We start from the raw sequence: 23,413 nt of genomic DNA on the forward strand, positions 1-23,413 counted from the left end.
ATTCTCTTCCAGGAATTATCCGAGCGGACTGAGATGTCCTGCTCCAGCAATCATTGCTCCATCGTTAGCACAACTCCGGGTGGAGGGTCATGCCTGGGCAATGTTTCATTCTGTGATGTGAATCTCTAATTCTATAACTCTATAACTCCTATACTACGCAAAGGAGGTGAGAAGAATGGAAGAAAAGAGCATCCAATCCGTAAATCAAAGCATTGAAATTGATGAAAAAATGGAATTATTATTTGAAGAATTATCCGAAAGAACAGAAATGAGCTGCTCAGGCAATGCTTGTGGCGGAAATATCTCCGGCTGTATCGTTGCAGCGTAACACGCCTACGCTGATCTGAGAAAGTGTGGTGACAAAATGATCCAATCTTTGAACAAAGAGATCCGGGTGAACGAGCTGGATGAGATGATGCTGGAGCTGGAGGAAAGACCGGAAATGGTCTGTTTCTTCCATGCCTGCGGTGGTGATCTCGGCACTGGATGTCTTCCGGTAGCATGTGGAGGATATTTAGGTGTAGGCATCGGGGTTTGTTTCTTGGGTATCTAATAGGCTACATATCATCATGAATAAGACAGGTCGGGATTATCTGCTCCCGGCCTGTCTACCTATTTGTCTGACGATAAGGACTACCTCTTGAGAAAGTAGTGATGTTATGAATCAGCAGCTTGTCCCCAAGCTTAAACGGGAAGTGACGATTGATAAATTCGATTCCAGTATGATTAGTGACAGTTACCTTTTAAGCTACGGTTCACGTCAATGGCAAATATCAGAGATTGTCTACAACGTAATTGTACTTGTTAATGGCCGGAACAGCGTGGAGGAGATTTGTAGTCAAGTGAATACGACGGGCGGACCCAGGGTCGATCCCGAGTCCGTCCATTATATTTTACAAGAGCTGCTATGGAAAAAGGGCGTCCTTGAAGGCTCGGAGAATACAGAGGCTCCCAAAAAATCGCTGAATCAGAGCTTATGGCTGAGGGGAACTTTGATGAAGGGGGAGATTGTAGAGAAATTCCGATTTCTTGGTATTCTGTATCATTCCAAGATCTTTGTCTACCTGGCGGGCCTCGCGCTTATATCGCAATTATATCTGTTATCTTATATGCTGCATCCCGGAACCTATCAGACTGTACTCAACACTAACGGCAAGGGATTTCTATATCTCCTGGGTGTAGGGATATTGGTCACGTTGTTTCATGAGTTAGGCCATGCCAGCGCAGCTATGCACTATAAGATTATACCTGGGAGTATAGGGTTCGGAATCTACTATGTTATGCCTGTTTTCTATTCGGATGTGACCAAGGTATGGAAGCTGTCCCGGATGCAGAGGGTTGTTGTGGACATAGGCGGTATTTATTTTCATTCGCTGCTGCTCCTGCTGATTTATGGCTGCGGATGGTTTTTCTCCAATCCCTATTTAATGGTATGTGCCATAGTTCTATCCATAGAAACGGTTCTTAACTTGAATCCGTTCATTAAATTGGACGGGTATTGGATTCTGTCCGATCTAACGGGAATCCCCAATCTTCAGGAACAGATGAAGAAGTTTCTTGCAAGTAAGGTCAGAGGCTTGCTCCGCCGTAAGGAGGAGGCGAAATTCAACCTTCCTATTGGTAAGAAAGAAAAGATATTCTTTTATATTTATGTTATTAGCAGTTCCTTGTTCATGATCTTTTTTTTCTATTGGATATTCTCTATGGCTTACACCGTTCTGTCCCATCTTGATAAATTGAAGGCGATCGTGATGGTTGACTATAAGAATCTTTCAATATGGAGTGCTGCGGCACAGGTGGCCCGGAATATATTCAATAACTTTGTTTATTTAATTTCTTTATTTTTTGTAGGAAGAATTGCATATGGATTTGGAGGCAAGCTAATCCGTTCTATTGCATACGCTGTTCAAAGGAGGGTTCGGCATGAGAAAACAGATCGGGGGATTTCAGAAAATTCCTGAGCGGGAGATGCTGGATTGCCGGATCACCTCTTTCCGTGAAATCTTGAGATACTACGGAATTATACTGGATTCCGCCTCGATTTTCCTGTTATCAGGGGGAGCAGGATTCCAGTTCGGACATCTCACACTACCGGAACTTAAAGGGGTGAAATTCTGGTTCGCAGGAAGCTCCATGCCCCGTCTTGAGGTGGAGTTCATGAACCGGATATCACTTCCAAGACAGAAACACCATATTGCCAACGATCGCGAGGGATGGGTAACGATTAAAGGCTTTACCGACCGGAACCAGCCTTTGCTTATTATGTTTGACAGCAGGTACATAACCAGCGGGCACAGCAGCGAGGTAACCTATCTGGCCAATCTCTATAATCCGTCCATGACGGTTTTTACGGGCTATGATACTGCTCAGGAGGAGGCATATATTGTCCTTCATCAGAATGACCATCAGGCTGAAGTTCTGGTTACCTCCTTGCCTGATTTTCTGGACTCCCGGAACAGTGTAACGATACCCTTTTCACCGGATGGAATTTGTTATGAACTGAATATAGATTCTTCATACTGCGAATGGTTTAGAACCGAATATCCATTGTTGCTGAAGGAATCTATTCTAGATACATGCGGCCGTATGCTGGGGGATATTAAGTTCGAGGATTTAGAGGTGGAGGCAGAGATTACGGATTGTACCCAGGGGATTTCAGGCATGAGCAGGCTCATAACGGAGATGGAGCAATATGCTTCTGAGCTTGCAGAGACAATGGCCTTCAATGCCAAGCAGTTCGTGGTAACCTTTCTGATCCTCAGGGCTAATCTGGAGCAGGGCAGTTATACGTGCAACAGGGAAGAGTTTGGCCGCAGTCTGCAGAAGGTGGCCTATCTTTTTGATACCGGTGCACTCCATGAGCTGGGGAGAGAGTTTATAGAGACTGGCGGGCTATGGCGAAGCGCGATGAGGCAGCTCTATAACGTAAGGTTCCGCAGCAATGATCCTGTGGCTTACCTTGGTGAAATCATACATATATTCAAGCAGTTGAAGTGTAGGGAAGAATCGCTGTTTACCCGGTTGAAAGAAACCCTGCGCTCATCTTAAATTCCCTTGTGAAATTCCGAACAATATTGAAATCACTTCGTAATGTAGATTGAAAGGGTGGCGGAGAACAGATGATGACCGACAAACAGCTCGTTGAAGGATGCAAGTCCGGTCAGCAGGAGCATCTTGAGCTTCTCATTGTCAGGTATAGGGATGATTTGTACCGGTTCTGCCGCCACCTTACGCTGAACCGGCAGGATGCGGAGGATCTGTTCCAGGAGGTATGGGTTCGGGTGGTCCGCAAGCTGGAGAAGTATGATGCACAGCGTCCCTTTAAGCCTTGGCTTTTCCAGGTGGCCTTTAATATGTACCGCGATCACTACCGGAAGTGGAAAAGTGTATATGCCCTTTGGACATGGTTGTCCTCGGATGCTGAGCTTATTCAGATCAGAGACCCCGCTTCTTCGGCAGAAGAGAAGCTGCTGCGAAATGAGGAGCACCGGTTACTTGAGGAATGCCTGCGGAGTCTGCCCAAACGTTATCTTGCGCCCTTAGTGTTGTATTACTATGAGGAGTTCAGCTATGAGGGCATTGCGGAGGTACTTGGTGTTCCCATCGGAACTGTCAAATCCAGATTGAATCAAGGGAAGAAGCTGCTGCACAATCTAATGAAGGAGATGAAATAATTGAAGGAGCCCAGAGACGAAGACCAACTGCTGACGGAATATTTCAATATATCTGTCACACCATCGCCAGAGCTTGTCTCTAATACGATTCAGCGGATACATGGGCGCGGGAGGATAAGAATGCTTGCCGGGTTAATGAGCCTGCAATGGCTAATTCTAGTCCTGTCAGGCATATGTTTCCTGGCCGGTCCGGCTGCCCTGCAATGGAAAATCAGCATGGGGCTGCTGTTCATCCTACTTCCAATGATTGCAGCAGCCTTAGTAATGTACCGTACTATGGGAAGCGGGGGAGGATCTTATGAAAGTTCACCTAACCGTTGAGAAATTCGTGTTTTGGGCGCTTACGCTAATCATTCTGTTCAGCTGCATTGCACTGGGATATGGCATAAGTCCTTATATGGATGAGTTTCTGGAGGAGAATCGGACCTGGCTTATCGTGATGAGCCTGCTGGCCTTGCTGTTCCTGAGCCTCAATATTCTAATTGCAGTATTCATTTACAAGGACGCTTCACGGCGGAGGATGAATGCCTGGTTATGGATGACTGCGGTCATCTATATTCCTAACTTCATCGGCCTGATCCTCTACCTCCTGGCCAGAAAACAGCATCACATTCACACAGCGTCTGATGAAGTTAAGGGTATCCAATGTCCGCACTGCGGGCATCTAATCTAAACCGGGGAGTGCTGAAGATTATGCACAAGAAATGGATCACACTGGGGATTGTAGTATTGACGGCTTCTATGTTGCTGACAGCCTGCGATAAGAGATTAATGTTCGTCGGGTCCAGTACCAAGAGTAAGATAAGTGCGTCCTACAAGCTTTTTACGGGCACGGAGGAGAAGAAGCTGAGCATGAAAAGCGGCGAAACCATCAGCATGGATTACAGCTCCAAGGTGGAAGAGGGGCAACTGTCTATGAAGTTGTATGGCCCGGACAATACGGTGCTTACTGAACTGGGAACCAATGAATCCGGAACCGAGAAGGTAGCTGCCGACAAGGATGGGAAATACCGGATTGAAATTAAGGGTGAAGAAGCCAAAGGAAGCTTCGAGGTTGCATTCAAGGTGGAATAATAGTCTACAAGGGGATGTGGGAGTATGGAATTTGGTACATTTACAATCGGGGAGAATGTGGATTCGAAATTCTGGCTGATGTTATCGCCGCTCATAGTTCTTCAGCTTGTGTTGTGGATCGTCGCGTTCGTAGATATGAGCAGACGAACCCGGTTTCGCTTCGGAAATAAGTGGATATGGTCACTGATTATACTCCTTGGCAATTTTCTTGGACCTGTAGCTTACTTTCTATTCAAAGGAGAAGAAGAGTGAGTTATATTCTGGAAACCGGGCAGTTATGCAAAAAATTCGGAGCCTTCACGGCTGTAAATAATATCACTGTAAAGGTTCCCGCACTATCGGTTTATGGCATATTGGGAGCCAACGGAGCAGGGAAAACAACTACCTTGAAAATGCTCTGCGGGCTGTCACGTCCGACTTCGGGGAGTATCCGGATTGATGGAGAAGAATTGCAATTCGGTAAGCCTCATGGTTCCCGGCTTGGTTTCGTACCGGATGTCCCGCAATATTATAAATGGATGAAGCCCAGAGAGCTCATGCTGTTTGTAGGGAATCTGCATCATAAGCAGGGGCCTTCGTTAACCAGCCGAATTGATGAGCTGCTCCACAAGGTTGGGCTTGAAGGGTGCAACCAAAAGATAGGAAGCCTCTCGCGGGGAATGAAGCAGCGGCTTGGCATTGCTCAAGCTTTGATCTCTGAGCCTACGATTCTTGTGCTTGACGAACCGACCTCCGCGCTCGATCCGATCGGCAGAAGTGAAGTAATGGATCTTATCCGGTCCCTTGCGGGTGAGCTGACCGTATTATTGTCCTCACATAATCTTCATGATGTTGAAGAAATCTGCGACCGGATTCTGATGATGGATCAGGGGAGGGTGATTGCAGATGATTCGCTGCTTAGCATTAAGAGCCAATTCGCCTTAAATACACTTGAGCTTCAGACTGAGGACATGTATCTTCTACAGTCCGCAGCCTCCTTGTTAAGCGGGCATTCAGAGGTGCTGGAAGTAGAGGTTCTGGAAGACAAGCAATCATTAAGCATAAGTGTAGCTAATTTAAGGACAGCACAAATCTATATTCCCAGTATGATGTCGAGTGCCGGGATTCCCCTTTCCTTGTTTAAAGTGACGGAACCAACCCTTGAACAATTTTTTCTGAAAATGGTGACGGCCCGATGAATGTTAAGGTGCTTTTTAGAAAAGATCTGAAAGAGCTGATCGTGAGCAAAAAAATGCTGATCTTATTGGGGGTATTTCTATTTTTCGCCTTGTCAGGGCCGCTTTCAGCGAAGTTTGAACCGGAATTAATGAAGGCTTACTCCAGTAAATTAGGTCCGGGCAGCATCATTAATGTCCCCGCTCCTGTATACACCGATGCCTACAAGGATACTTTTAATAATCTGAAGCAGGCGGGAATTATAGTAGTGATTCTCTTGGTTTGCAGTACAATTGTAGATGAGAAGAGAAACGGGACAGCCGCCTTTCTGTTGACCAAGGGACTCTCCAGGTCTTCTTTTTTATTAAGCAAAATTGCTTCAAGAGTACTGATCTTCACTCTTGCTTGCGGTGCAGCCAGCTTCGTATGTATCTTGTATACCTTTATCATTTTTGGTGAGTTTTCCATTCCGAATCTATATTTGGCTTTTCTGTTGTACTGGATTTATGGGATTTTTATAATTTGTGTTTCCATCTTGGTCAGCGTGCTTGCCCGAACGTTTACGCAAGCCTTTTTTGCCGGATTCGTGGCCTATTTCGTTATAAGCCTTTTGAATATGGTACCTTATCTTAACCGCTACTTGCCCGGAAGGCTGAATACCATTATGTCCGATATCCTTTCGGAGAAAAGCCTGCCCGATCACTGGACTATTCCTCTGGGCATTACACTGCTACTCTCCATATTGTCGGTCTTGCTTAGCCAACGGATATTCAAGGAACAAGAATTATGAGGTTAATCCTAAAGTTGACGGGCCCTTTCCTTAATCATAGGACGGGGTCTTTTATTTGTTATTGGGGATTAAACTTCATAAATTCGATACTATTTATAGCTAAACATATACAAACATAACTAAATATATAGAATAATGAAAATTCATATGATAGAATATCACCTAAATATACACGGATGTATTTGGGGAGGTATGGAGCTTGCTGAAGAAGTGGATGATGGGATTGCTGGTGCTTATCCTGGTAGCGGGAGTGTCTGCCGGTTCGTTAGGGGATGCAGAGGCGGCAGTTAAGAAGACGGAGATTATGGTCTCCGCAGCGGCGAGTCTGCAGGACAGTCTCGACAAGATCGCGGTTCAATATGAGCAGCAGCATCCTGAGATTAAGCTGGTGTTCAATTACGGCGCCTCCGGTACGTTGCAGAAACAGATCGAACAGGGCGCACCGGCAGATGTATTCTTCTCGGCAGGCGATAAGCAGATGAAGGCGCTGGTGGACAAGGGCTTGATCGGGCAGCACAAGATGCTGCTGAAGAACCAGCTGGTCGTAGTCGTTCCTTCGGACTCGAACACGAAGCTTACAACCCTTACAGACCTTACCGGGCGAGCCTTCCGAAAGATTGCCCTAGGGCAGCCGGAATCGGTACCAGCCGGACAATACGCCCAGCAGTCCTTAACAGCGAAGAAGGTATGGGATACGCTGCAAGGCAAGCTGGTCTTCGCCAAGGATGTCCGCCAGGTACTGTCCTATGTGGAAACAGGGAATGTAGATGCCGGCTTTGTCTACAAGACGGACGCGTTAACCTCGAAGAAAGTGAAGATTGCCCTGACCGTAGGGGAACATGTACATAAGACGATTCATTATCCGGCCGGAGTTGTGAAGGATTCCCGGCATCAGGCGGAAGCCACAGCCTTCTATCGGTATGTGCAGACTTCTGCAGCAAGTTCGGTCTTTAGCAGCTACGGTTTTCAATTGGCCCAATAAGTAATTCTGAGTAGATGGGGTGGAAGAAATGGAGATCAATTGGACTGATTTTTTCGCCCCGGTCTGGCTGTCGCTTAAGATTTCGGTAGTAACCAGTCTCATCGTATTCCTGCTCGCAGTGCTAGCTGCCCGTAAGATGGCTGGACGCAGGTTCTTCGGACACAACCTGGTCGAGACGGTCCTGCTGCTTCCGCTGGTTCTCCCGCCGACAGTAGTCGGCTTCGTACTGCTGGTGATCCTCGGGCGGCGGAGCTGGATCGGCAGGCTGTATGAACAATTCACGGAGCAGACGATTCTGTTCACCTGGGGGGCGGCGGTCATTGCCGCAGTCGTGGTGGCTTTTCCGCTCGTATACCGCACAGTCAAAGCAGGCTTCGAGGGTGTGGAGAAGGACCTGGAGGATGCGGCGCGTGCGCAGGGTGCCAGCGAGCTGCAGGTGCTGCGTTATGTTACCCTCCCGCTGGCGGGCCGCTCACTGGCTGCCGGTTATGTGCTTGGATTTGCCCGCGGGCTGGGTGAGTTCGGGGCAACGATTATGGTGGCCGGGAATATTCCGGGACGCACACAGACGGTGCCCACTGCAATCTATGTAGCGGTGGACGGAGGCAACATGACCCTGGCCTGGATGTGGGTAGGCTCGATCGTAGTCATTTCCGCGCTTATGCTGATGTTCGTGAACCGCCGTTCCTGATAGGCTACAAGTAAGGCCCCTGTCTTCACCTGGTTTTCGGGTGAGGATAGGGGCCTTTTCGTTAAGAGACAGTGAAAGATGCCGGGAACAGCAATAGCAAGGTTTTTGGCTGCGCCTGCAGTATCCGGTAGTAACAGGTGATTGGCAGTAATAGATGGATTTCCTCCACTTGCTCAGGAACAAAATAACCCTTTGGAGGACGTAGTTGGAAAAAAGGCACTTACTAGGCTACGTATGGATCGGATTCGAGGATATGCATAAAATTAAATAGCATTTATCCAACTAAATTCCTCAAACGCTGCGAAACATCCAAATTAAGATACATTTTTCCAACTATATAAGAGGAAGCCAGTAACAGGCACCTCATAACAGTAACCTCATAACAGGAAACTCATAAGAGGCGCCTCATATCAGTAACCTCATAAATGGGGTCCTCATAAGACGCTAGTCAGCTAGCGGACGCCCCACTTTGCTTAGCAAGGATTTCGTCCGGAGTAGACGCTTCCGCCACCACCGGAGGTTGTTACATCACCGTACCCTGCCGGCGGTAATCGGATGGGGAGACCCCGGCCTCTTTTTTGAAGATGCGGTTGAAGGAGCGGTAGTTCTCGAATCCGATGGATTCGGAGATTTCGAAGGTTTTCTGATCGGTGGTGAGCAGCAGCAGCTTGGCCTGTTCAATCCGCAGGCGGGTCAGATATTGGATGAAGCTCTCCCCGACGGCTTTCTTGAACATGGAGCTGAAATAAGGCACGCTGTAATTGATCGAAGCCGCCAGCTCCTCCAGCTTGTAGGGATAGCTGAGGTCTTCGCGCATCTGCTGAATGATTCTTGTGATGGAGGCGTCAATCTTCCGGCCGCCCTCCTGGAGCTGCTGGAGCTTGCGGAAATAATCGCAGGTCATCTCGTGCACGGAGTTGAAGGTCTGACACCGCTCTATTTTTTTGCGCAGGTCGGCTTCAAGCTCCGCACCGCCATCGGCTCCGATTACGTTATGGCTCATATCCAGGAAGACTCTCAGATACAGCGATTTGACCTGCTCCGGGTCCCAGGATTGCTCCATGGCCTGACGGTACAGGGACAGGCGCTCCTGCTCCAGTGCCGCCGTATTGAGATGCGGCTCCAGCAGCGCTTTCTTCAGCACCTTGCTCCAGAACCGGCTGAGCGGCTCGGGAATCCGCTGGAAGCTGGAGAGCTGCTCCCACTCTCCAATGCCGATGCTCTCATCACAGCGGTAAAAGAACGGGTAGGGTGCAGAAGCCAGCCGCTTCAGCGCCTCCGGCCATTCCCCCAGACCCTGTTCGAAGCTGCACAGCAGAGCGATGCATCTCATTTTGAGATTCGCGGCAAAAGACTCCAGCACCTGCTCCAACAGGCTCGGGCGCCCTGTCCTCAAGGTATCGGTATATAAGGCGAGGAACCGCCCTTTGTCGAGGGCGATGACTTTATGCGGACCTATGCTGCCAAGCAGCTCCTTCAGCACGTTCACGCCGGCAAATTGCCACAGCTTCAGCTCCTCCAGCTGGTCTAACGGGAAGCGCAGGGAGTTGCGGTCCAGCTCCAGCAGCAGGGTCTTGAAGCCTTGGCCGTGAAGCGGAAGCTGGGATTCCTCCAGGCTGCGCAGCCACTTGGCTTCGGCCGCCGGACTGCGCAGCATGTCCAGGAACAGGCTTTGCTCGATCTCCACTTCACTCAGCCGCACCTGCTGCTCCAGCTGCAGGTAATTATCCCTTGTCTCATCGCGTGAATCCGCCAGGACCGCCAGCTCTTCCATCGTCCGGGTTAACAGGCCCGGATCAGAGAGGCAGTCATCCTTAATCAGATAGGAGGCTGCCTTCAGATGAATGGCCTGCTGGGCATAGTGGAAGTCCTGATGACAGGTCAGGATAATAATCTGCGGCGCACGCACCCCGCTTCGCTCAATCTCGCGCAGCATCTCCAGCCCGTTCATTCCCGGCATCGTAATATCGGTGACGACAAGCTCCGGCTTATGCTTCAGGAACAGCTCCAGCCCGTCCCGGCCATCTTCAGCTTCGCCGACAAGGGTGAACAGATCTGCACGTTCTTCAATGAAATGGCGGAATACCGTTCTTGCCGGAATCTCGTCTTCTACCAGGACAACTCTATAGTGATTCATGATGTTCCTCCCTAATAAGAACGGTCTCGGACGGCAGCAGCATACGGATGATCAAGCCTTCGCCCGGCGTACTGGAGAGCAGAATCTGGGTACCTGATCCGAATAGCAGCTTCATCCGCATCCATACATTCTGCAGCCCGATATTCTCCGTGGACTCTTCCTGCTGGAGATGGAGCTGCAGCTTCTTCAGTTCAGCCTCTTCAAGACCTGTACCATCATCCTTGACCTCAAGGATAATATGGCTCCCGCCCGGACTGCTGAACACGCGCACAGTGATATGTCCTTCCGTTGCCTTGCGCGGGAGAATGCCGTGGAACACGGAGTTCTCAATCAGCGGCTGAAGACTCAGCTTAGGAATCTGCATCCCTCTCAGCGGCTCCTCAATTTCAGCCTCCAGATGGATCTGGCACTTGTAGCGCATATTGAGCAGTCCGACATAATCCGCCAGATAATCAAGCTCCTGCTGCAGCTGCACCGTCTGCTCGAAGTTCTCCATCGAATACCGCAGCAAGGCCACCAGCCGTCCCATCAGCGAGTTAATCTTCTCATAATCCTTCATCATGGCGAACATGCGGATCGTATTTAAGGTATTGTACATGAAATGGGGGTTGATCTGCGATTGCAGCGCCCGGATCTCCAGCTTGCGCTTCAGGTCCTCGGAATCATGCAGGTCGGCCAGCAGATCCTGAATGCGGACGGCCATTGTATTGAGCATCCGCCCCAGATCGCCGATCTCATTGTTAGCGAAATGCGTGACCCGGGCATCAAAATGCCCTTTCTTCAGTGCATCGACCTGCCGCTTTACAGCCTGTAGAGGCCGGTAGAGCTGATACCCGAAGCCGACCACGCACAGCGCCCCGAGCAAGGCCAGAAGCACCAGGAAATAAGTGACGGTCCGGCGAATAATCTCGGCGCTGGCTGTAAGCTCCTTGGACGGAATCTCCGAGAGCACGATCCACTTGTCGTAGGTGGAGGTCTGTTTCACTGAGACAATGGAGGAGCCAGCTGCGAACTGGTCCGGGCGGTTCAGCTCCTTCCAGCGCTTCAGAATCTCCTGCACCCGCTGCGTATCCTCCTGTTTCTCCAGCTTACTGGTGGTGGCAATGCTCAGGCCGTCTTCGGTCAGCAGCGAAATAGAGCCCTTGCTCCCAAGCTGAATATTCTCGATCTGCTGCTGGTATTGGCTGTTGCTCATGGAGATCAGCAGCACTCCCTTAAGGTCCTTATATAAATCGAAGGGAACCCGTGAGATATAATAGGTGGAGGAATTCAGGATGGCAAGCTCCGGCAGCGAGTGTTTGTCCAGGAACAGATTCGGCCGTCCCGAAGCGAGATACGCTTCAATCAGCGGACGGTACGGGGACGCTTCCAGGGTGGCCGGGGCTTCCGTGGAGGAGAGGACTTCTCCTGTAACGGCCGAATAGACCTGCAGGCCTTCCACATTCCCGATAATGGCTGAGGCGCTGCTGAGCACCGAGATCAGATCCTTTTTGCGGACAACCTCTTCAAAATACTGGGCCGAAGGCGACACCAGTGCCCCTTGAATGGACGAGATCCGTGAGTATTGCTCACTTAATTCCCTCAACCGGGTCATCGTTAATTCGATACGGTCCACGACCTGATTGACAAGCTGGGCATTCAGGCGGTTCACCTGCTGCTCTACAGTTGTACTGGATACGCTTACAGAGATAAAGGACAAGACAATCAGCGGGATCACAGAGATGGCGAACATGACCACAATCATCTTAATATAGAAGCTCCGCCGCAAAAAGCTGAAGAAGGGTGAATTCATAAGGGCCACATCCGTTACTGGGTTTTGGAATACGGATACCGGGCAGGCTATCCTATACAGATTATAGTACATTGTAGAAACGGGAGAAACATCGAACCCGGCAAATCTTAAAAATGGTGACACTTTGGCTGGAATCCGGCATGTTCTTAAGTCCTGACGTCTTCTATAATCCAAAGTGTAAGCACGATGTAAACGCAATCAATACAAGCAAATGGGGGATGACAATGAGTTTCAAAAGAAAGCTTGTACCGCTTGTAGCCACAGCGGCGTTGATGGTAACTACCCTGGCGGGCTGCTCCGGCGATAAAAATTCAGCGGCAGGCAGCACAGCGGCACCGGAGGGTGGAAGCCAGAACGGTACAGCCGCCAAGCCGGCCAGCATCAAGGCGATGACCATTCTCTTCGGCAATCCGCCGGAGATGACGAACAACAAAGCCCTGGAGGACCTGGAGAAGCGCGGCAACGTAGATCTGAACGTAACCTTCGTGCCCTCTGAGGCCTACACCGATAAGCTCTCCGTGGCGGTATCCGCCGGAGATTCCTATGACCTGCTGCTGATGGACGGAGGGAAGGACGACAAGTTCAACAACCTGGTGAAGATGGGTGCCTTCCATGACCTGACCCCATATCTGGAGAAGACCAAGAATATCAGCCAGATTGATGAGGTGGTCTGGAACGGTGCCAAGATTGAAGGCAAAATATACGGCGTTCCCCGGCCGCGCGGCCTCTACGGCGGAGGCGAAGCCAATATCCTGATCCGTAAGGACTGGCTGGACAAATATAATCTGCCCGTACCGAAGACGATGGATGAGCTGACGAATGCACTTGCGGTGTTCAAGGAGAAAGATCCGGCAGGCGGCGGCAAAACCATTCCGTTCACGATCTACGGTTCAGACGGTGTGAGCAGCCCCGGTCCCTTCTCGGGCGTACTCCCGATCCAATATGCCTTCGGCATTCCTAATGTGTGGAAGCTGGACGGAGAGAAGGTTGTCCGTGATTTCCAGACTCCTGAATACAAGGCATTCCTGGAGTGGCTGAGAGATTCCTGGAGCAAAGGCCTGATTGACAAGGATGCGCCGGTACTGAAGAACCAGGGTCAGGCACGGAGCAAATTCCTGGCAGGCACAGCGGGGGCTTTTGTCGGGAATGTCAGTGATATCGTAGAGACTAATGTCGAGAAGCTGAAGCAGACAGACCCGAAGGCTGAAATCGCGATTGTGGATGTGCTTGAAGGCGCGAACGGACAGAAGGGCGTTTCTATCCTCTCCGGATACTACGGACTGTGGGCGATTCCAAGCTCTGTGCCGGAAGACAAGGTGCAGCAGATTGTCGATTTCCTTGATTTCTCCGCTTCCGAGGAGAATGTAGCGTTCTCCAAAGCCGGAGTCACTGGCATTCATTCCAGTGAGTTCAAGGATGGAATGGCTGTTCAGACTGAGGAGCAGAAGAAGCAGTATGAGCTGGATAAGCCGAATAACTTCATTCTGGAGAACCGGTCAGATCCATATGTGTACGCCAACTCCAAGGAACCGGACATCCTGGCGCTCCAAAAGGCTACACTCGATACGATCAGCAAGATCGGGGTGGAGAATCCGTTCCTCAGCTACAATTCACAGTATGCCAGCAAGAATCCGGACAGCTATAAGAAGATGAGTGCGGTCATGACGAAATATGTGCTGGGTGAAGGAGCTTGGGAGGATGTGCAGAAGGAGATTGATGCCTGGACTACCGGTGCAGGGGTGCAGATTACCAAGGAACTGCTGGATCAGTACAAGGCAGAGCATCAATAAATAACAGCTTACACAGAAAAATAACATATAAACAAAGGCAAAGAGGGGGGCTTCCCCCTTTCTCTTGAAATATAAGGATGTAAGGGTTCGCTTTCCCCATCATCCTTATGTTTCTCGCTGAATTTGCCCATGGATAAGGAGGTTTAGCCTGTGCAGAGAGCTTTACGACCGAAACGGTTTCATCAGCTATGGCCCTTTTATTTACTGGCAGCACCGGGTATTCTCTATTTTCTCGTATTTCATTACATCCCGATGTCGGGACTCATTCTGGCTTTCAAGGAATACAGCCCGTTCAAAGGCATTATGGACAGCCCGTGGGTGGGGCTGGATAATTTCAGACAGTTTTTCGGAACCTCCGATTTCTATATGTTGCTCAAAAATACGCTGCTGATCAGCCTGCTGAATCTGATCATTTATTTTCCCTTCACGATTCTTCTGTCGCTGCTCCTGAATGAGGTACGGCTTAAGGTATTCAAGCGTGTGTCGCAGACCATCGTGTATCTGCCCCATTTCCTCTCCTGGGTCGTTATCTACGGGATCACGATTTCCTTCTTCGGACCTTCGGGCGTGATTAACCATTATCTCGAGCAGTGGTTCGGCAGCAGTGCCAACTTCCTGGTCAGCAATGAGTGGTTCCGGCCGCTGGTAATCTTCCAGTCCATCTGGAAGGATGCAGGCTGGGGGACGATTATATTCCTGGCGGCACTGGCGGGGATTAATCCCGAGCAGTATGAGGCAGCCAAGGTGGATGGAGCAAGCCGGCTGCAGAGCATCTGGCATATTACCCTCCCTGGCATCAAGGGCACGATTGTCATTCTGCTGCTGCTCCGTCTGGGTTCCTCCATGGACTCCAACTTCATGCAGATCTTCCTGATGACCAACAGCCTCAACCTGGATGTCTCCAATGTGTTCGATCTGTTCGTCTACCATATCGGTCTGGAGCAATTCAATTACAGCTTCGCGATTACCGTGGGCATGTTCAAATCCGTTGCCAGTCTGATCCTTGTCCTGGGGGCCAATTATGCGGCAAGGCTGCTTGGCGAGGAAGGCATATTCTAGAACGAGAACAGGAGTGGAGAGGTTATGAAGCTTAAGGCAACCTGGTTTGACACCATTATTGTAGTTATTATTTGCTTAATCAGCCTGCTGGTTATTCTGCCTTTTCTATATATTATCGCGGTTTCCTTCAGTCCGCCGGGGGATTCCATGGCCGGGAATTTCTTCATCTGGCCCAAGCACTGGACGCTGGATGCTTACAGCTATCTGCTGAATGCCAATACGTTCCTGACCTCGGTCAAGAACTCCGTGATTATCACGGCGATGGGGACGCTGCTCAGCCTGTTTGTCTCCATTACACTGGCTTATGCCCTGTCGAAGAAGTTCCTGCCCGGCCGCCGCATTATGCTGCTGGTTATTTTCTTCACGATGATCTTTCACGGGGGGATGATTCCGAGCTATCTGGTGGTCAAGAATCTGGGCCTGATTGATTCCTACTGGGCGGTGGTGCTTCCGGCAGCCTCCAGTGCTTTTAATATTATGGTTATCCGCTCCTTCTTCCAGAGTCTGCCTGAAAGCCTGGATGAAGCGGCAAGAATTGACGGGGCGGGGGAGTTCAGAATTCTGTATTCCATCGTGCTCCCGCTGTCCAAGCCGATTATTGCCACCTTTACGTTATTCTTCATGGTGCAGTTCTGGAATGAGTTCTTCTCTGCGGTGATCTACCTGAATGATACGTCACGCTGGCCGATTCAGCCGCTCCTGCGGCAGATGGTGGCGATTAGCGCCTCCAATATTTCGGCAGAAGCGGCAGTGGATGCGCAGCTTGCCGCCAACCTTGGGCCGAATGTCCAGAATGCGGCTATATTGCTGGCGATGCTGCCGATTGTGATTGTGTATCCGTTCCTGCAGAAGTATTTTGCCAAGGGTGCTATGCTCGGTTCGATTAAGGAATAGACGCGGAGCCGCTCCGCTAAACGAAGCAAGGGTGAGGGTTCAAATGACGATTGGATATAAAGAGTTACGCCATAATCCGAAGTATACGAAGCCGCAGATGTCCGACGAAGCCTTCTTGCGCACGATGCTGGATCTGGATCAGCCGGAGCTTGCCGGTGTGGCTGCCCAGTTGAATCAAGGCGATATTCCCGGTGCACGGGATGCCTATTTAGAAGTTATTGCAGCGGGTAACAACGGGAGATATTGCTTTGAGGTGAAGGATGTTCCCAAGCTGCGCGTGTATGCCGCAAGCCGTTACAGCGGGGAGGAGGAGGTGCAGCAGGATATCGCCGAGGCGGACCGGATTGTGGAAGGCGATATCCCGCTGTTCAAAGGGAAACGAGTGGTCTTCCGCAATGGAGCTTATGACTGGAACAGCTGGCTCTTCGACAGCTCGCAGTATCAGCTTCATCTGACCCGGTTCGTGTATGTGAAGCGCCTGGCGAGAGCCTATGCGCTGACCGGTGATGAGAAATACGCCAAATGCTTCAATGATATGATCAGCCACTTCATTGATGATAACCCCATGCCGGTGGATGATACCTTCCGGGCGGAGCATTCCACCTGGGACCCCCTCTCAGTGGGTGTTCGGCTGTTCATGCTGCCGGAAGCCTTCATTACCTTCTTCGGCTCTGCGGCCTTTGAGCCTGCGGTGAAGCTGAAGCTGATTAAGTCCTTCCATCAGCATGGGGAGTATGTGCGCAAATATCATGCGAGCGGCGGTAATCATGTCTGCATGCAGCTCCGGGGGCTGATTCAGACCGCGCTGCTCCTGCCGGAGCTGAAGGATTCCGCAGAATGGCTGGATTATGGGGGGCGTGAGCTGCCGGGATATATCCGCCAGAACGTCTACCCGGATGGAGTGCAGTTTGAAGGAAGCCCCAATTATCACCTGATCGTGATGCGTGATCTGTACGAGCTGGTGACATTGTTCCATAAGCTTGGCCTGGATGCCGGAGAATACCGGGAGCTGCTGGAGAAAATGTTCGTCGTTACGATGCATCTCCTGGCACCCGACGGTCAGCTGGTCAAATTCGGCGATACCGATGTGCAGGTGGTCAGCGAGCTGCGCAATATTATGAGTCTGGGCGCTTACCTGTATCAGCGGGGAGATTTCAAAGCGCTGGGGTATGAGCGGCTGCCGTTCTCTCTGCTGTGGAGAGTCGGGCCGGATGCTGCAGCGCAGTATGATCAGCTGCAGGCCGTAGTGCCAGCCGAGACGGCAGCCTGCTTCCCGGTCGGCGGTTATGTGACTTCCCGGCAGGGCTGGAACCGCAGTGATATGTACATGGCGATGCGCGCAGGCGTAGGCATCGGCGGACATGCGCATTCCGATGCGCTAAGTCTGGTGCTGTATGCCGGCGGGCGCGAGCTGCTGGCCGACTCGGGCATGGGATTGTTTGAATGGAACAAGGAACGTAAATATACAGTCTCTACCAGGGCCCATAACACTGTGGTTGTGGACGGCCAGGATCAGCATGTGCGCAGCTTTCACTGGAATACACCGCCAACCGCGAGCTGCAGAATCTGGGATACTCAGTTTAAGGAAGCCTACGATTATACCTTCGCGAGCCAATACGGGTATACCCGTTACGAAGATCCGGTGGTCCATTCCCGCAAGGTGCTGTTCATCAAGAACAGCTATTGGCTGATCGTGGACCTGTTTGAAGCCAAGGGGCAGCACCGTTATGAGCAGTATTTCCATCTGCCGCCGGGGATAGCGGGCTACGATTCTATCAGCAGGGAAGTCTCTACCCGGCTGGAGGAAGCTAATCTGCTGCTGAAGCATCTGCCGGCCGGGCTGGCGGACGATCAGCTGACGCTTGAGTCTGGCCTGATCTTCAAGCAGGGCCAGTATGACGAGAGTCCGGTGGTGAAGCGTTCGTTAACGGTGGCAGGGAGAGCCGCCATCGTTACACTTGCCGTTCCGTTCGGGGCAGAGAAGCCGCAGGTAAGCGCAGAACGCCTGCCTGTGCGGCAGAACGGGGAGCTGCTCTCGGTACAGGAGGCAACGGCTCTGCGTATTGTCATGGAAGACCGGGTGGATGAGATCTGCCTGTTCCATAAGAGTGTTGATGTAACCAGCTACCTCGACCATACCGGCAATATTATCTCCGAAGCGTTGCTGCCCCGCAAGGCGGAGCCGGAGGCTATTGAATTTGCCGGAGGCCTCTTTAACCGGGATGTTATTGTTATTACGGGTTCCAAATTATAACGCAGCTGAAATGAGCAACGCCCATCCTGAACCAGGGATGGGCGTTGCTTCAGGAATTCAATATATCCCACCGCTCCTCAGCGGATAGCTTGGGGCAGGTGCTGCAATACTCTTCTGCATCAGGTGCAGTCTTGATCCGGTAGGCCAAGCAGCAATGCTTGCGCAGATAGAAGGGACGGCCTTGCAGCTTCGGATGCTCAACCTTGCGGAAGCGCATAGATAATTCATCAGGCTTCTCCGGCTGAAGCAGCGTATTATAGTCCTGGCTGATAATTAAGCCCCGCTCCCCGGAGTCCCAGAGTCCCCTGTCTGTGCGCAGTCTTCCATACAGGTCATGCAGATTATGCGAGACCAACGACCACATGACTCGTTCCTTGGCTCCTGTATAACTGGATACCGCTGCGAACACCTGCCGCAAATGCTCCAGCAGGTGCTCCAGATATCCGGCAAGGCACGCCTGACGGGCTTCCGCTGCGTGAACAGGAACTGTGCCCGAGGCTGCCAATTCCGCTTCATAATGCATGATCCCTCTGTCAGCCGGCCGGAACCGCAAAGCGCCGGGCAGCAGAGACAGTGAAGTGTCGAACAGGCTGATCGAGGCGGCCAGCCCCATAATTAATACGGAATATCGCTTGGCGAACAAAGTTCCGACCACAAGTCCTGCCGGCTCACCAAGCTGAACCGATTGCTGACGGAGGATTAGCGGTAGTTTCGCTTCGTCCAATAGATCTTCGGTGCTGTAAGGATAAGCAACACTCCGGTTCTCCCTGACAGTAACGGCAAAGTGCTGCTGCAAAAATACTTTTATCCACTCGTTGTCAACAGGTTGACCGCCACTCATTGCTCTATCCAGGCCATGATTTCATCTATAATCTCACCCCGGCCAATAACCCCCCAGCCCTTGAAGAGCCAAAAGGAATCGGTCTCATGGACCCTTCCCTCCTGTACGGCGGGGATGTTCTTCCAGAGCGCGCTCTTCTGCATATTGCCCAAAAAATCCCGGGCATTCGGGTCCGTCTCGAGGACGATAAAGTCTGCCCCAAGCTCCGGCGTTTTCTCCAGAGATAAATCTGTTCTTTGCTCTTCCGGCGTTAGTGCTGCAGGCTCAAATCCGAGATCATGGTAGAGCAAAGCATTGGTCGGATGACCTTTTTGGGCATACACTTGGAGGGTCTTTTCGCGTACACGGAGGTAGGCGAGTTTTTTGTTGTCCAGCACTTTGATTTTCTCGCTGGCCTCGACCGTTTTTTGTTCCAGTTCAGCAATTTTTTCCTTCGCCAGGTCCGTCTTGTCATACATCTCCGCAATGGTTAGCAGATCCTTGGTCCAAAAGGAAGTATCGTCGCCATAATCAAGCCATTCATTTCCAAGAACGATGGTAGGAGCGATTTTGTTCAGTTGCTCATACTTATTCTCGGCCGTCCGGCTCTCAATAAGAATCACATCCGGATCAAGCAAGGTAATGGCCTCAAGGTTGGGATTATCCGCCGAACCTACAGTTTGTACCCCCTGGAGCTTATCAGCCAGATAGGGAAGATACTCTCCTCCGTACCGGACCTCGGTGTTCACACCGGAGGGCTTCTCTCCGATAGTCAACAGATGATCTATGTACTCTGCCGCGAGAACAACGACCTTTTCGATTTTGGACGGAATCACGGCTTCTCCCTTAAGATGGGTAATTGTGCGTGTGCCCGGTTCCGCAGCCGCCTGATCCTTGGTTTGGGAAGCGGAGGGACTCTGCTCTCCGGAAGCCGGTTGTCCCGCTCTATTGCTGCAAGCGGCCAGTATCAGCAGCAGAACGGCAAGGAGCAGGATCTGGATGGATTTCTTTCTATTCATGGGTTTCTATTCTCCTTTGTGCGATAGATAATAATAATCATTATCATTATGATAGGAGAACGATACATACTTTACAATGGATTATAACCCTGTGTTGGTGTGGATAATTCTATCGTCCAGCGTTCCTATCCGGGATGCAACATAAGACATGGCCCACATCCGGCCTGTAGGTCCAAGGGTTTTGAACAACAGATCTCCTGCATCGAACACCCGGGACTGCTTCACTGCATCCAGTGAAGACCATTCTTGGGATGACAGCAGCGTCTCCAGCCGTTGTCTCGATTCCAGGGTAGGGTCCGCAGCCAAAAAGATGTACCCCGGGTTATACCGCGGAAGCTCATCAATCTCAAAATCCACCGCCTCGGTCTGTTCAGAGAATGAGAGGGAAGGGCGTAGTCCAAGATCTCTGTATAGTAGGGTTCCTGTCTGATTGGAGGCACCGTACAGGCGGTAGAATTCAGAGCTGACTCTGATAAAAGAAACTGTTGGCAGCCTGTCCCGTTTTTCAAGCCCCAATCTAATGAGGTGTTTCTGCTCAGCGTAGCTGTTCATCCAGTCGTCAGCCTGTTGCTCTCTGCCCAGAATACGGGACAACCGGGACAGCTGCTGCTCAACATTATCGGTATGCTTAAGGACAACCGTGGGTGCGATGGACTCCAACATCTCTCCTGGTAAGAAGCGGTCGCTCCCAATGATCAGATCAGGCTTCAGCCGTGCAAGCTCCTCATAATTCAGCCGGGAACCGTTCAGGCGGACAATATCCTGCTGCAGCACACCCGGATGGGGAAGGGCATAATTTCTGGACACCCGCTCCAGGTAAGACAGCGCAGCCACCGGCGTCAGTCCAAGTGTCATCAGGTAATCATCCAGTCCATAATATAGAACAGCGATACGGAGATGACTGTTTTTCAGATAGCTGGCAGGGGCTACCCCTTCGGATTTCTTGAACACCCGGCTGAAATAATGCTCGTCCTTGTAGCCTACTTCCTTGGCGATCTGCTTGACCCGTTCGGAAGAGAACAAGAGCTGCTTGGCTTTTTTAATCCGTTCCTCCAGCAAATAGGTCATGGGTGTCTTGTCAGTAAGCTGTTTGAAAGCTCTGATGAAATGATTGGTGCTTAGCCCGGCCATTAGAGCCAGCTGCCCAACTCTAAGCTCCTGGTTGTAGTTGTTCTTCATGTGGGCCAGCACCATATCCATCCCTACGGCCTTGTCCTGCGCAGTGCGCTCACTTGGTTGAAGAAGCATGAAGAGCAGCCGCTGCAGCCGGTACTTAGCGCGTAAGATATCCTCCGGTTCACGGGTGCGGCTGTGTACTGTCATTTGATTCATGATCTCAGCAGCCCGCGGCTGGCCGGATGCTTCAAGCTTCCCGCTAACGGGGAATGGCGGAGGATGAAGCTCCTGATGTCTGCGGTCCTTCCGAAGCTGCATACAGGAGAAGAAAATGATCATGTAACGTACAGGCTCTGAAGTCAGAGCTTTGCCTTCCACTGCCGTCCCGGGCAACAATAAAAAGAAGTCCCCTTTATTCGCCGTGAGCAGCATTCCATTCAGGGTCAGTTGCCCTTTACCCTCGGTCACATAACACAATGCATAGTGGGTAAGGAACCTTCGGGGCAATGCCTTCCCTTCTGCATGACTGCAGAAATAACTGTGCACACTTGAGAAAAACAAGCGCTCCAGCCTAAGCGTTGATTGCGGAATATCGGATATCACAGGTTCCTCTCCTTTCTGCTCACCTTCATAGTATACGATAATTCTGACAATGCCGGTTATAGAGGGAATCATTTGGTTATTGCAACCGTTATCATGTTATAATTTTAGATATAATTTGAATGAATTAAAGGAGGGACTCATGCGGAACTCTCTGGAACAGTTCGAACAGGTCGTGGATACACAGGCGTTGCAGGTCATTCAGGATGACCTGGCAGCGGTGACGGATATGGCTGTGCTTACGGTAGACGCGGCAGGCAAGCCGGTCACCAGGCACAGCAAATGTACGGATTTCTGCCGGGCGATGAGATCGGCTACCCGCTCCTCGCGGTTATGCGAGAGCTGTGATTACCGGGGAGGCCATGCCGCGCAGAGCATGCAGCGTCCCTATGTCTACAAATGCCACATGGGTATCGTCGATATGGCTGTACCGCTGGTAGCCGGGAGCCGATACCTCGGCTCAATTATGCTGGGCCAGATCTCAATTCCTGGACAAGAGGCAGCCAGAGAGCTGGATCTGCTGGGTGCAGGCGGCGGTACCGGCCAGCGGGAATATGACACCATGCTGGAGGAATATTACCGCAGCCTTCCGGTGATGTCGTATGAGCGGATTGAATCCGTAGCCCAGCTCGTCACCCATATGAGCCACTATATTACCGGGCGGATAGGCGCCAAGAACCGGACCTATGGATTTGGCAGTACTGCGGCTGCTGGGGCTGCTACAGATGCTACGGATGTGAAGCCAGAACAAGCAGTGCAGGAGCAGAAGGTTCCCCGGCAGCAGGTACAGGAAGCAGGCCCACCGGCTGGCAGGAAGCAGGCTCCGGGCACGGTAGGCGGCAGCATCAGGCTGAAGCCGGCGCTGGAGTATATTCATGAGCATTTCCGGGAGCGGCTGACGCTGGCCGGGATGGCGAAGTTATGCTGGATCAGCGCGGATTATTTCAGCAGACTGTTCCGGCAGGAGACGGGCAGTACTTTTTCTTCCTATATAAGTAGCCTTAGGCTGGAGGAAGCGAAGCGTTGTCTGGTGGACGGAGAGGATTCGGTGGTGAGCATCGCGTATGCCCTGGGCTTCGAGGACTGCGGGTACTTCATCCGCACCTTCAAGAAATCCACCGGGGAGACCCCGGCAGCCTACCGGCTGAAGAGACGGGGAGAAGCTTAGTAGAGCGTCAGATTTAAACAAGTGGCTGGAGCTCTATAATGCCCGAAAGAGTACAGGAGTGGAGGTTCCCCCTTCAAGTGGCATTCCCAGATGAAGATGGGAGCTGCTCATTCGGGCGTTTGGCAAGGCGTAACGGACTGAGACGCGCTTATTTCGAAGGAGAGTCACAACTTGGGCAAGTTGCGGACACCATGGACCTTATTCTTGGAATTTCTACTCTTAAACCTCTCGTAGAGAGACGATAAGGGCTACTCTGTCCGTTAACCCGCAAAACGTGGCATTTTCCAGGGAATAAGGCCTCTCAGGTCCGTTAGGAGCAAACTCGGCCGGAGGGCCAAATGTTCACCGCAGTGACGACGAAGCTTCAAGTTTAAAACTTAAGTACAATCTATATAGAT

The 23,413-nt window shown here is 51.2% G+C and carries 23 protein-coding genes; 18 read left to right on the forward strand and 5 right to left on the reverse strand.

The window, feature by feature from the left end:
- Nucleotides 1-175 precede the first annotated feature (175 nt).
- The 13 genes from KDC22_RS04975 (at nucleotide 176) to modB (ending at nucleotide 8,366) form a co-directional block, all read left to right on the forward strand.
- A complete protein-coding gene (locus KDC22_RS04975; protein ID WP_211722257.1) occupies nucleotides 176-328 on the forward strand; it encodes a hypothetical protein in 153 nt (50 codons plus the stop codon).
- Between the two features lie 36 nt (nucleotides 329-364).
- Nucleotides 365-553 carry a hypothetical protein gene (locus tag KDC22_RS04980; protein ID WP_211722258.1) on the forward strand — a complete coding sequence of 63 codons (189 nt, stop codon included), beginning with the start codon at nucleotides 365-367 and terminating at the stop codon, nucleotides 551-553.
- A gap of 106 nt (nucleotides 554-659) precedes the next feature.
- Complete coding sequence (locus tag KDC22_RS04985; RefSeq protein WP_211722259.1) at nucleotides 660-1,961, forward strand: zinc metalloprotease; 1,302 nt, start codon at nucleotides 660-662, stop codon at nucleotides 1,959-1,961.
- Complete coding sequence (locus KDC22_RS04990; RefSeq protein ID WP_211722260.1) at nucleotides 1,924-3,048, forward strand: BtrH N-terminal domain-containing protein; 1,125 nt, start codon at nucleotides 1,924-1,926, stop codon at nucleotides 3,046-3,048. Before KDC22_RS04985 ends, KDC22_RS04990 begins: the two co-directional genes overlap by 38 nt.
- Nucleotides 3,049-3,119: 71 nt before the next feature.
- Entirely contained in the window at nucleotides 3,120-3,674 is a 555-nt protein-coding gene (locus tag KDC22_RS04995) for an RNA polymerase sigma factor (protein WP_173136619.1), read from the forward strand.
- Complete coding sequence (locus tag KDC22_RS05000; protein ID WP_173136617.1) at nucleotides 3,675-3,995, forward strand: hypothetical protein; 321 nt, start codon at nucleotides 3,675-3,677, stop codon at nucleotides 3,993-3,995.
- A complete protein-coding gene (locus KDC22_RS05005) occupies nucleotides 3,973-4,347 on the forward strand; it encodes a PLDc N-terminal domain-containing protein (RefSeq protein WP_173136615.1) in 375 nt (124 codons plus the stop codon). Before KDC22_RS05000 ends, KDC22_RS05005 begins: the two co-directional genes overlap by 23 nt.
- A 20-nt stretch (nucleotides 4,348-4,367) precedes the next feature.
- Entirely contained in the window at nucleotides 4,368-4,748 is a 381-nt protein-coding gene (locus KDC22_RS05010; RefSeq protein ID WP_173136613.1) for a hypothetical protein, read from the forward strand.
- 78 nt (nucleotides 4,749-4,826) lie between these two features.
- Entirely contained in the window at nucleotides 4,827-5,000 is a 174-nt protein-coding gene (locus KDC22_RS33300) for a PLD nuclease N-terminal domain-containing protein (protein WP_301953200.1), read from the forward strand.
- A complete protein-coding gene (locus KDC22_RS05020; RefSeq protein ID WP_211722261.1) occupies nucleotides 4,997-5,926 on the forward strand; it encodes an ABC transporter ATP-binding protein in 930 nt (309 codons plus the stop codon). Before KDC22_RS33300 ends, KDC22_RS05020 begins: the two co-directional genes overlap by 4 nt.
- A complete protein-coding gene (locus KDC22_RS05025) occupies nucleotides 5,923-6,693 on the forward strand; it encodes an ABC transporter permease (protein ID WP_211722262.1) in 771 nt (256 codons plus the stop codon). The genes KDC22_RS05020 and KDC22_RS05025 overlap by 4 nt, the downstream gene beginning before the upstream one ends.
- Nucleotides 6,694-6,907: 214 nt before the next feature.
- Nucleotides 6,908-7,675, forward strand: a complete 768-nt coding sequence (modA, locus tag KDC22_RS05030; RefSeq protein WP_211723891.1) for a molybdate ABC transporter substrate-binding protein — start codon at nucleotides 6,908-6,910, stop codon at nucleotides 7,673-7,675.
- A gap of 28 nt (nucleotides 7,676-7,703) precedes the next feature.
- A complete protein-coding gene (modB, locus tag KDC22_RS05035) occupies nucleotides 7,704-8,366 on the forward strand; it encodes a molybdate ABC transporter permease subunit (RefSeq protein ID WP_211722263.1) in 663 nt (220 codons plus the stop codon).
- A gap of 523 nt (nucleotides 8,367-8,889) precedes the next feature.
- On the opposite strand, the gene KDC22_RS05040 is transcribed toward modB, so the two are convergent.
- Nucleotides 8,890-10,503 (reverse strand): helix-turn-helix domain-containing protein, encoded by a 1,614-nt coding sequence (locus KDC22_RS05040; protein ID WP_173136602.1) that lies wholly within the window; start codon nucleotides 10,501-10,503, stop codon nucleotides 8,890-8,892.
- Entirely contained in the window at nucleotides 10,490-12,295 is a 1,806-nt protein-coding gene (locus KDC22_RS05045) for a sensor histidine kinase (RefSeq protein ID WP_173136601.1), read from the reverse strand. The genes KDC22_RS05040 and KDC22_RS05045 overlap by 14 nt, the downstream gene beginning before the upstream one ends.
- Before the next feature lie 224 nt (nucleotides 12,296-12,519).
- On the opposite strand from KDC22_RS05045, the gene KDC22_RS05050 reads away from it, so the two are divergent.
- The 4 genes from KDC22_RS05050 (at nucleotide 12,520) to KDC22_RS05065 (ending at nucleotide 18,292) form a co-directional block, all read left to right on the forward strand.
- Nucleotides 12,520-14,085: an extracellular solute-binding protein gene (locus KDC22_RS05050; RefSeq protein WP_173136600.1), complete on the forward strand. Its 1,566-nt coding sequence runs from the start codon at nucleotides 12,520-12,522 to the stop codon at nucleotides 14,083-14,085.
- A 150-nt stretch (nucleotides 14,086-14,235) separates the two neighbouring features.
- Nucleotides 14,236-15,144, forward strand: coding sequence for an ABC transporter permease (locus KDC22_RS05055; protein ID WP_173136599.1), 909 nt, complete (start codon nucleotides 14,236-14,238; stop codon nucleotides 15,142-15,144).
- 24 nt (nucleotides 15,145-15,168) lie between these two features.
- Nucleotides 15,169-16,038: a carbohydrate ABC transporter permease gene (locus tag KDC22_RS05060; RefSeq protein ID WP_173136598.1), complete on the forward strand. Its 870-nt coding sequence runs from the start codon at nucleotides 15,169-15,171 to the stop codon at nucleotides 16,036-16,038.
- 43 nt (nucleotides 16,039-16,081) lie between these two features.
- Nucleotides 16,082-18,292: an alginate lyase family protein gene (locus tag KDC22_RS05065; RefSeq protein WP_211722264.1), complete on the forward strand. Its 2,211-nt coding sequence runs from the start codon at nucleotides 16,082-16,084 to the stop codon at nucleotides 18,290-18,292.
- 49 nt (nucleotides 18,293-18,341) lie between these two features.
- On the opposite strand, the gene KDC22_RS05070 is transcribed toward KDC22_RS05065, so the two are convergent.
- From KDC22_RS05070 to KDC22_RS05080, 3 genes are all read right to left on the reverse strand, one after another.
- Nucleotides 18,342-19,133 (reverse strand): (2Fe-2S)-binding protein, encoded by a 792-nt coding sequence (locus tag KDC22_RS05070; protein WP_211722265.1) that lies wholly within the window; start codon nucleotides 19,131-19,133, stop codon nucleotides 18,342-18,344.
- Nucleotides 19,130-20,131, reverse strand: a complete 1,002-nt coding sequence (locus KDC22_RS05075; RefSeq protein ID WP_211722266.1) for an ABC transporter substrate-binding protein — start codon at nucleotides 20,129-20,131, stop codon at nucleotides 19,130-19,132. The genes KDC22_RS05070 and KDC22_RS05075 overlap by 4 nt, the downstream gene beginning before the upstream one ends.
- An 81-nt stretch (nucleotides 20,132-20,212) precedes the next feature.
- Nucleotides 20,213-21,850 (reverse strand): ABC transporter substrate-binding protein, encoded by a 1,638-nt coding sequence (locus KDC22_RS05080; RefSeq protein WP_211722267.1) that lies wholly within the window; start codon nucleotides 21,848-21,850, stop codon nucleotides 20,213-20,215.
- A 139-nt stretch (nucleotides 21,851-21,989) separates the two neighbouring features.
- Here KDC22_RS05080 and KDC22_RS05085 point away from each other — a divergent pair, with 139 nt between their 5' ends.
- Nucleotides 21,990-23,015 (forward strand): PocR ligand-binding domain-containing protein, encoded by a 1,026-nt coding sequence (locus KDC22_RS05085; protein WP_173136591.1) that lies wholly within the window; start codon nucleotides 21,990-21,992, stop codon nucleotides 23,013-23,015.
- Nucleotides 23,016-23,413: the final 398 nt, after the last annotated feature.

Origin of the sequence: Paenibacillus tritici, from assembly GCF_018207515.1 — a bacterium.
Classification (GTDB): domain Bacteria; phylum Bacillota; class Bacilli; order Paenibacillales; family Paenibacillaceae; genus Paenibacillus_AQ; species Paenibacillus_AQ tritici.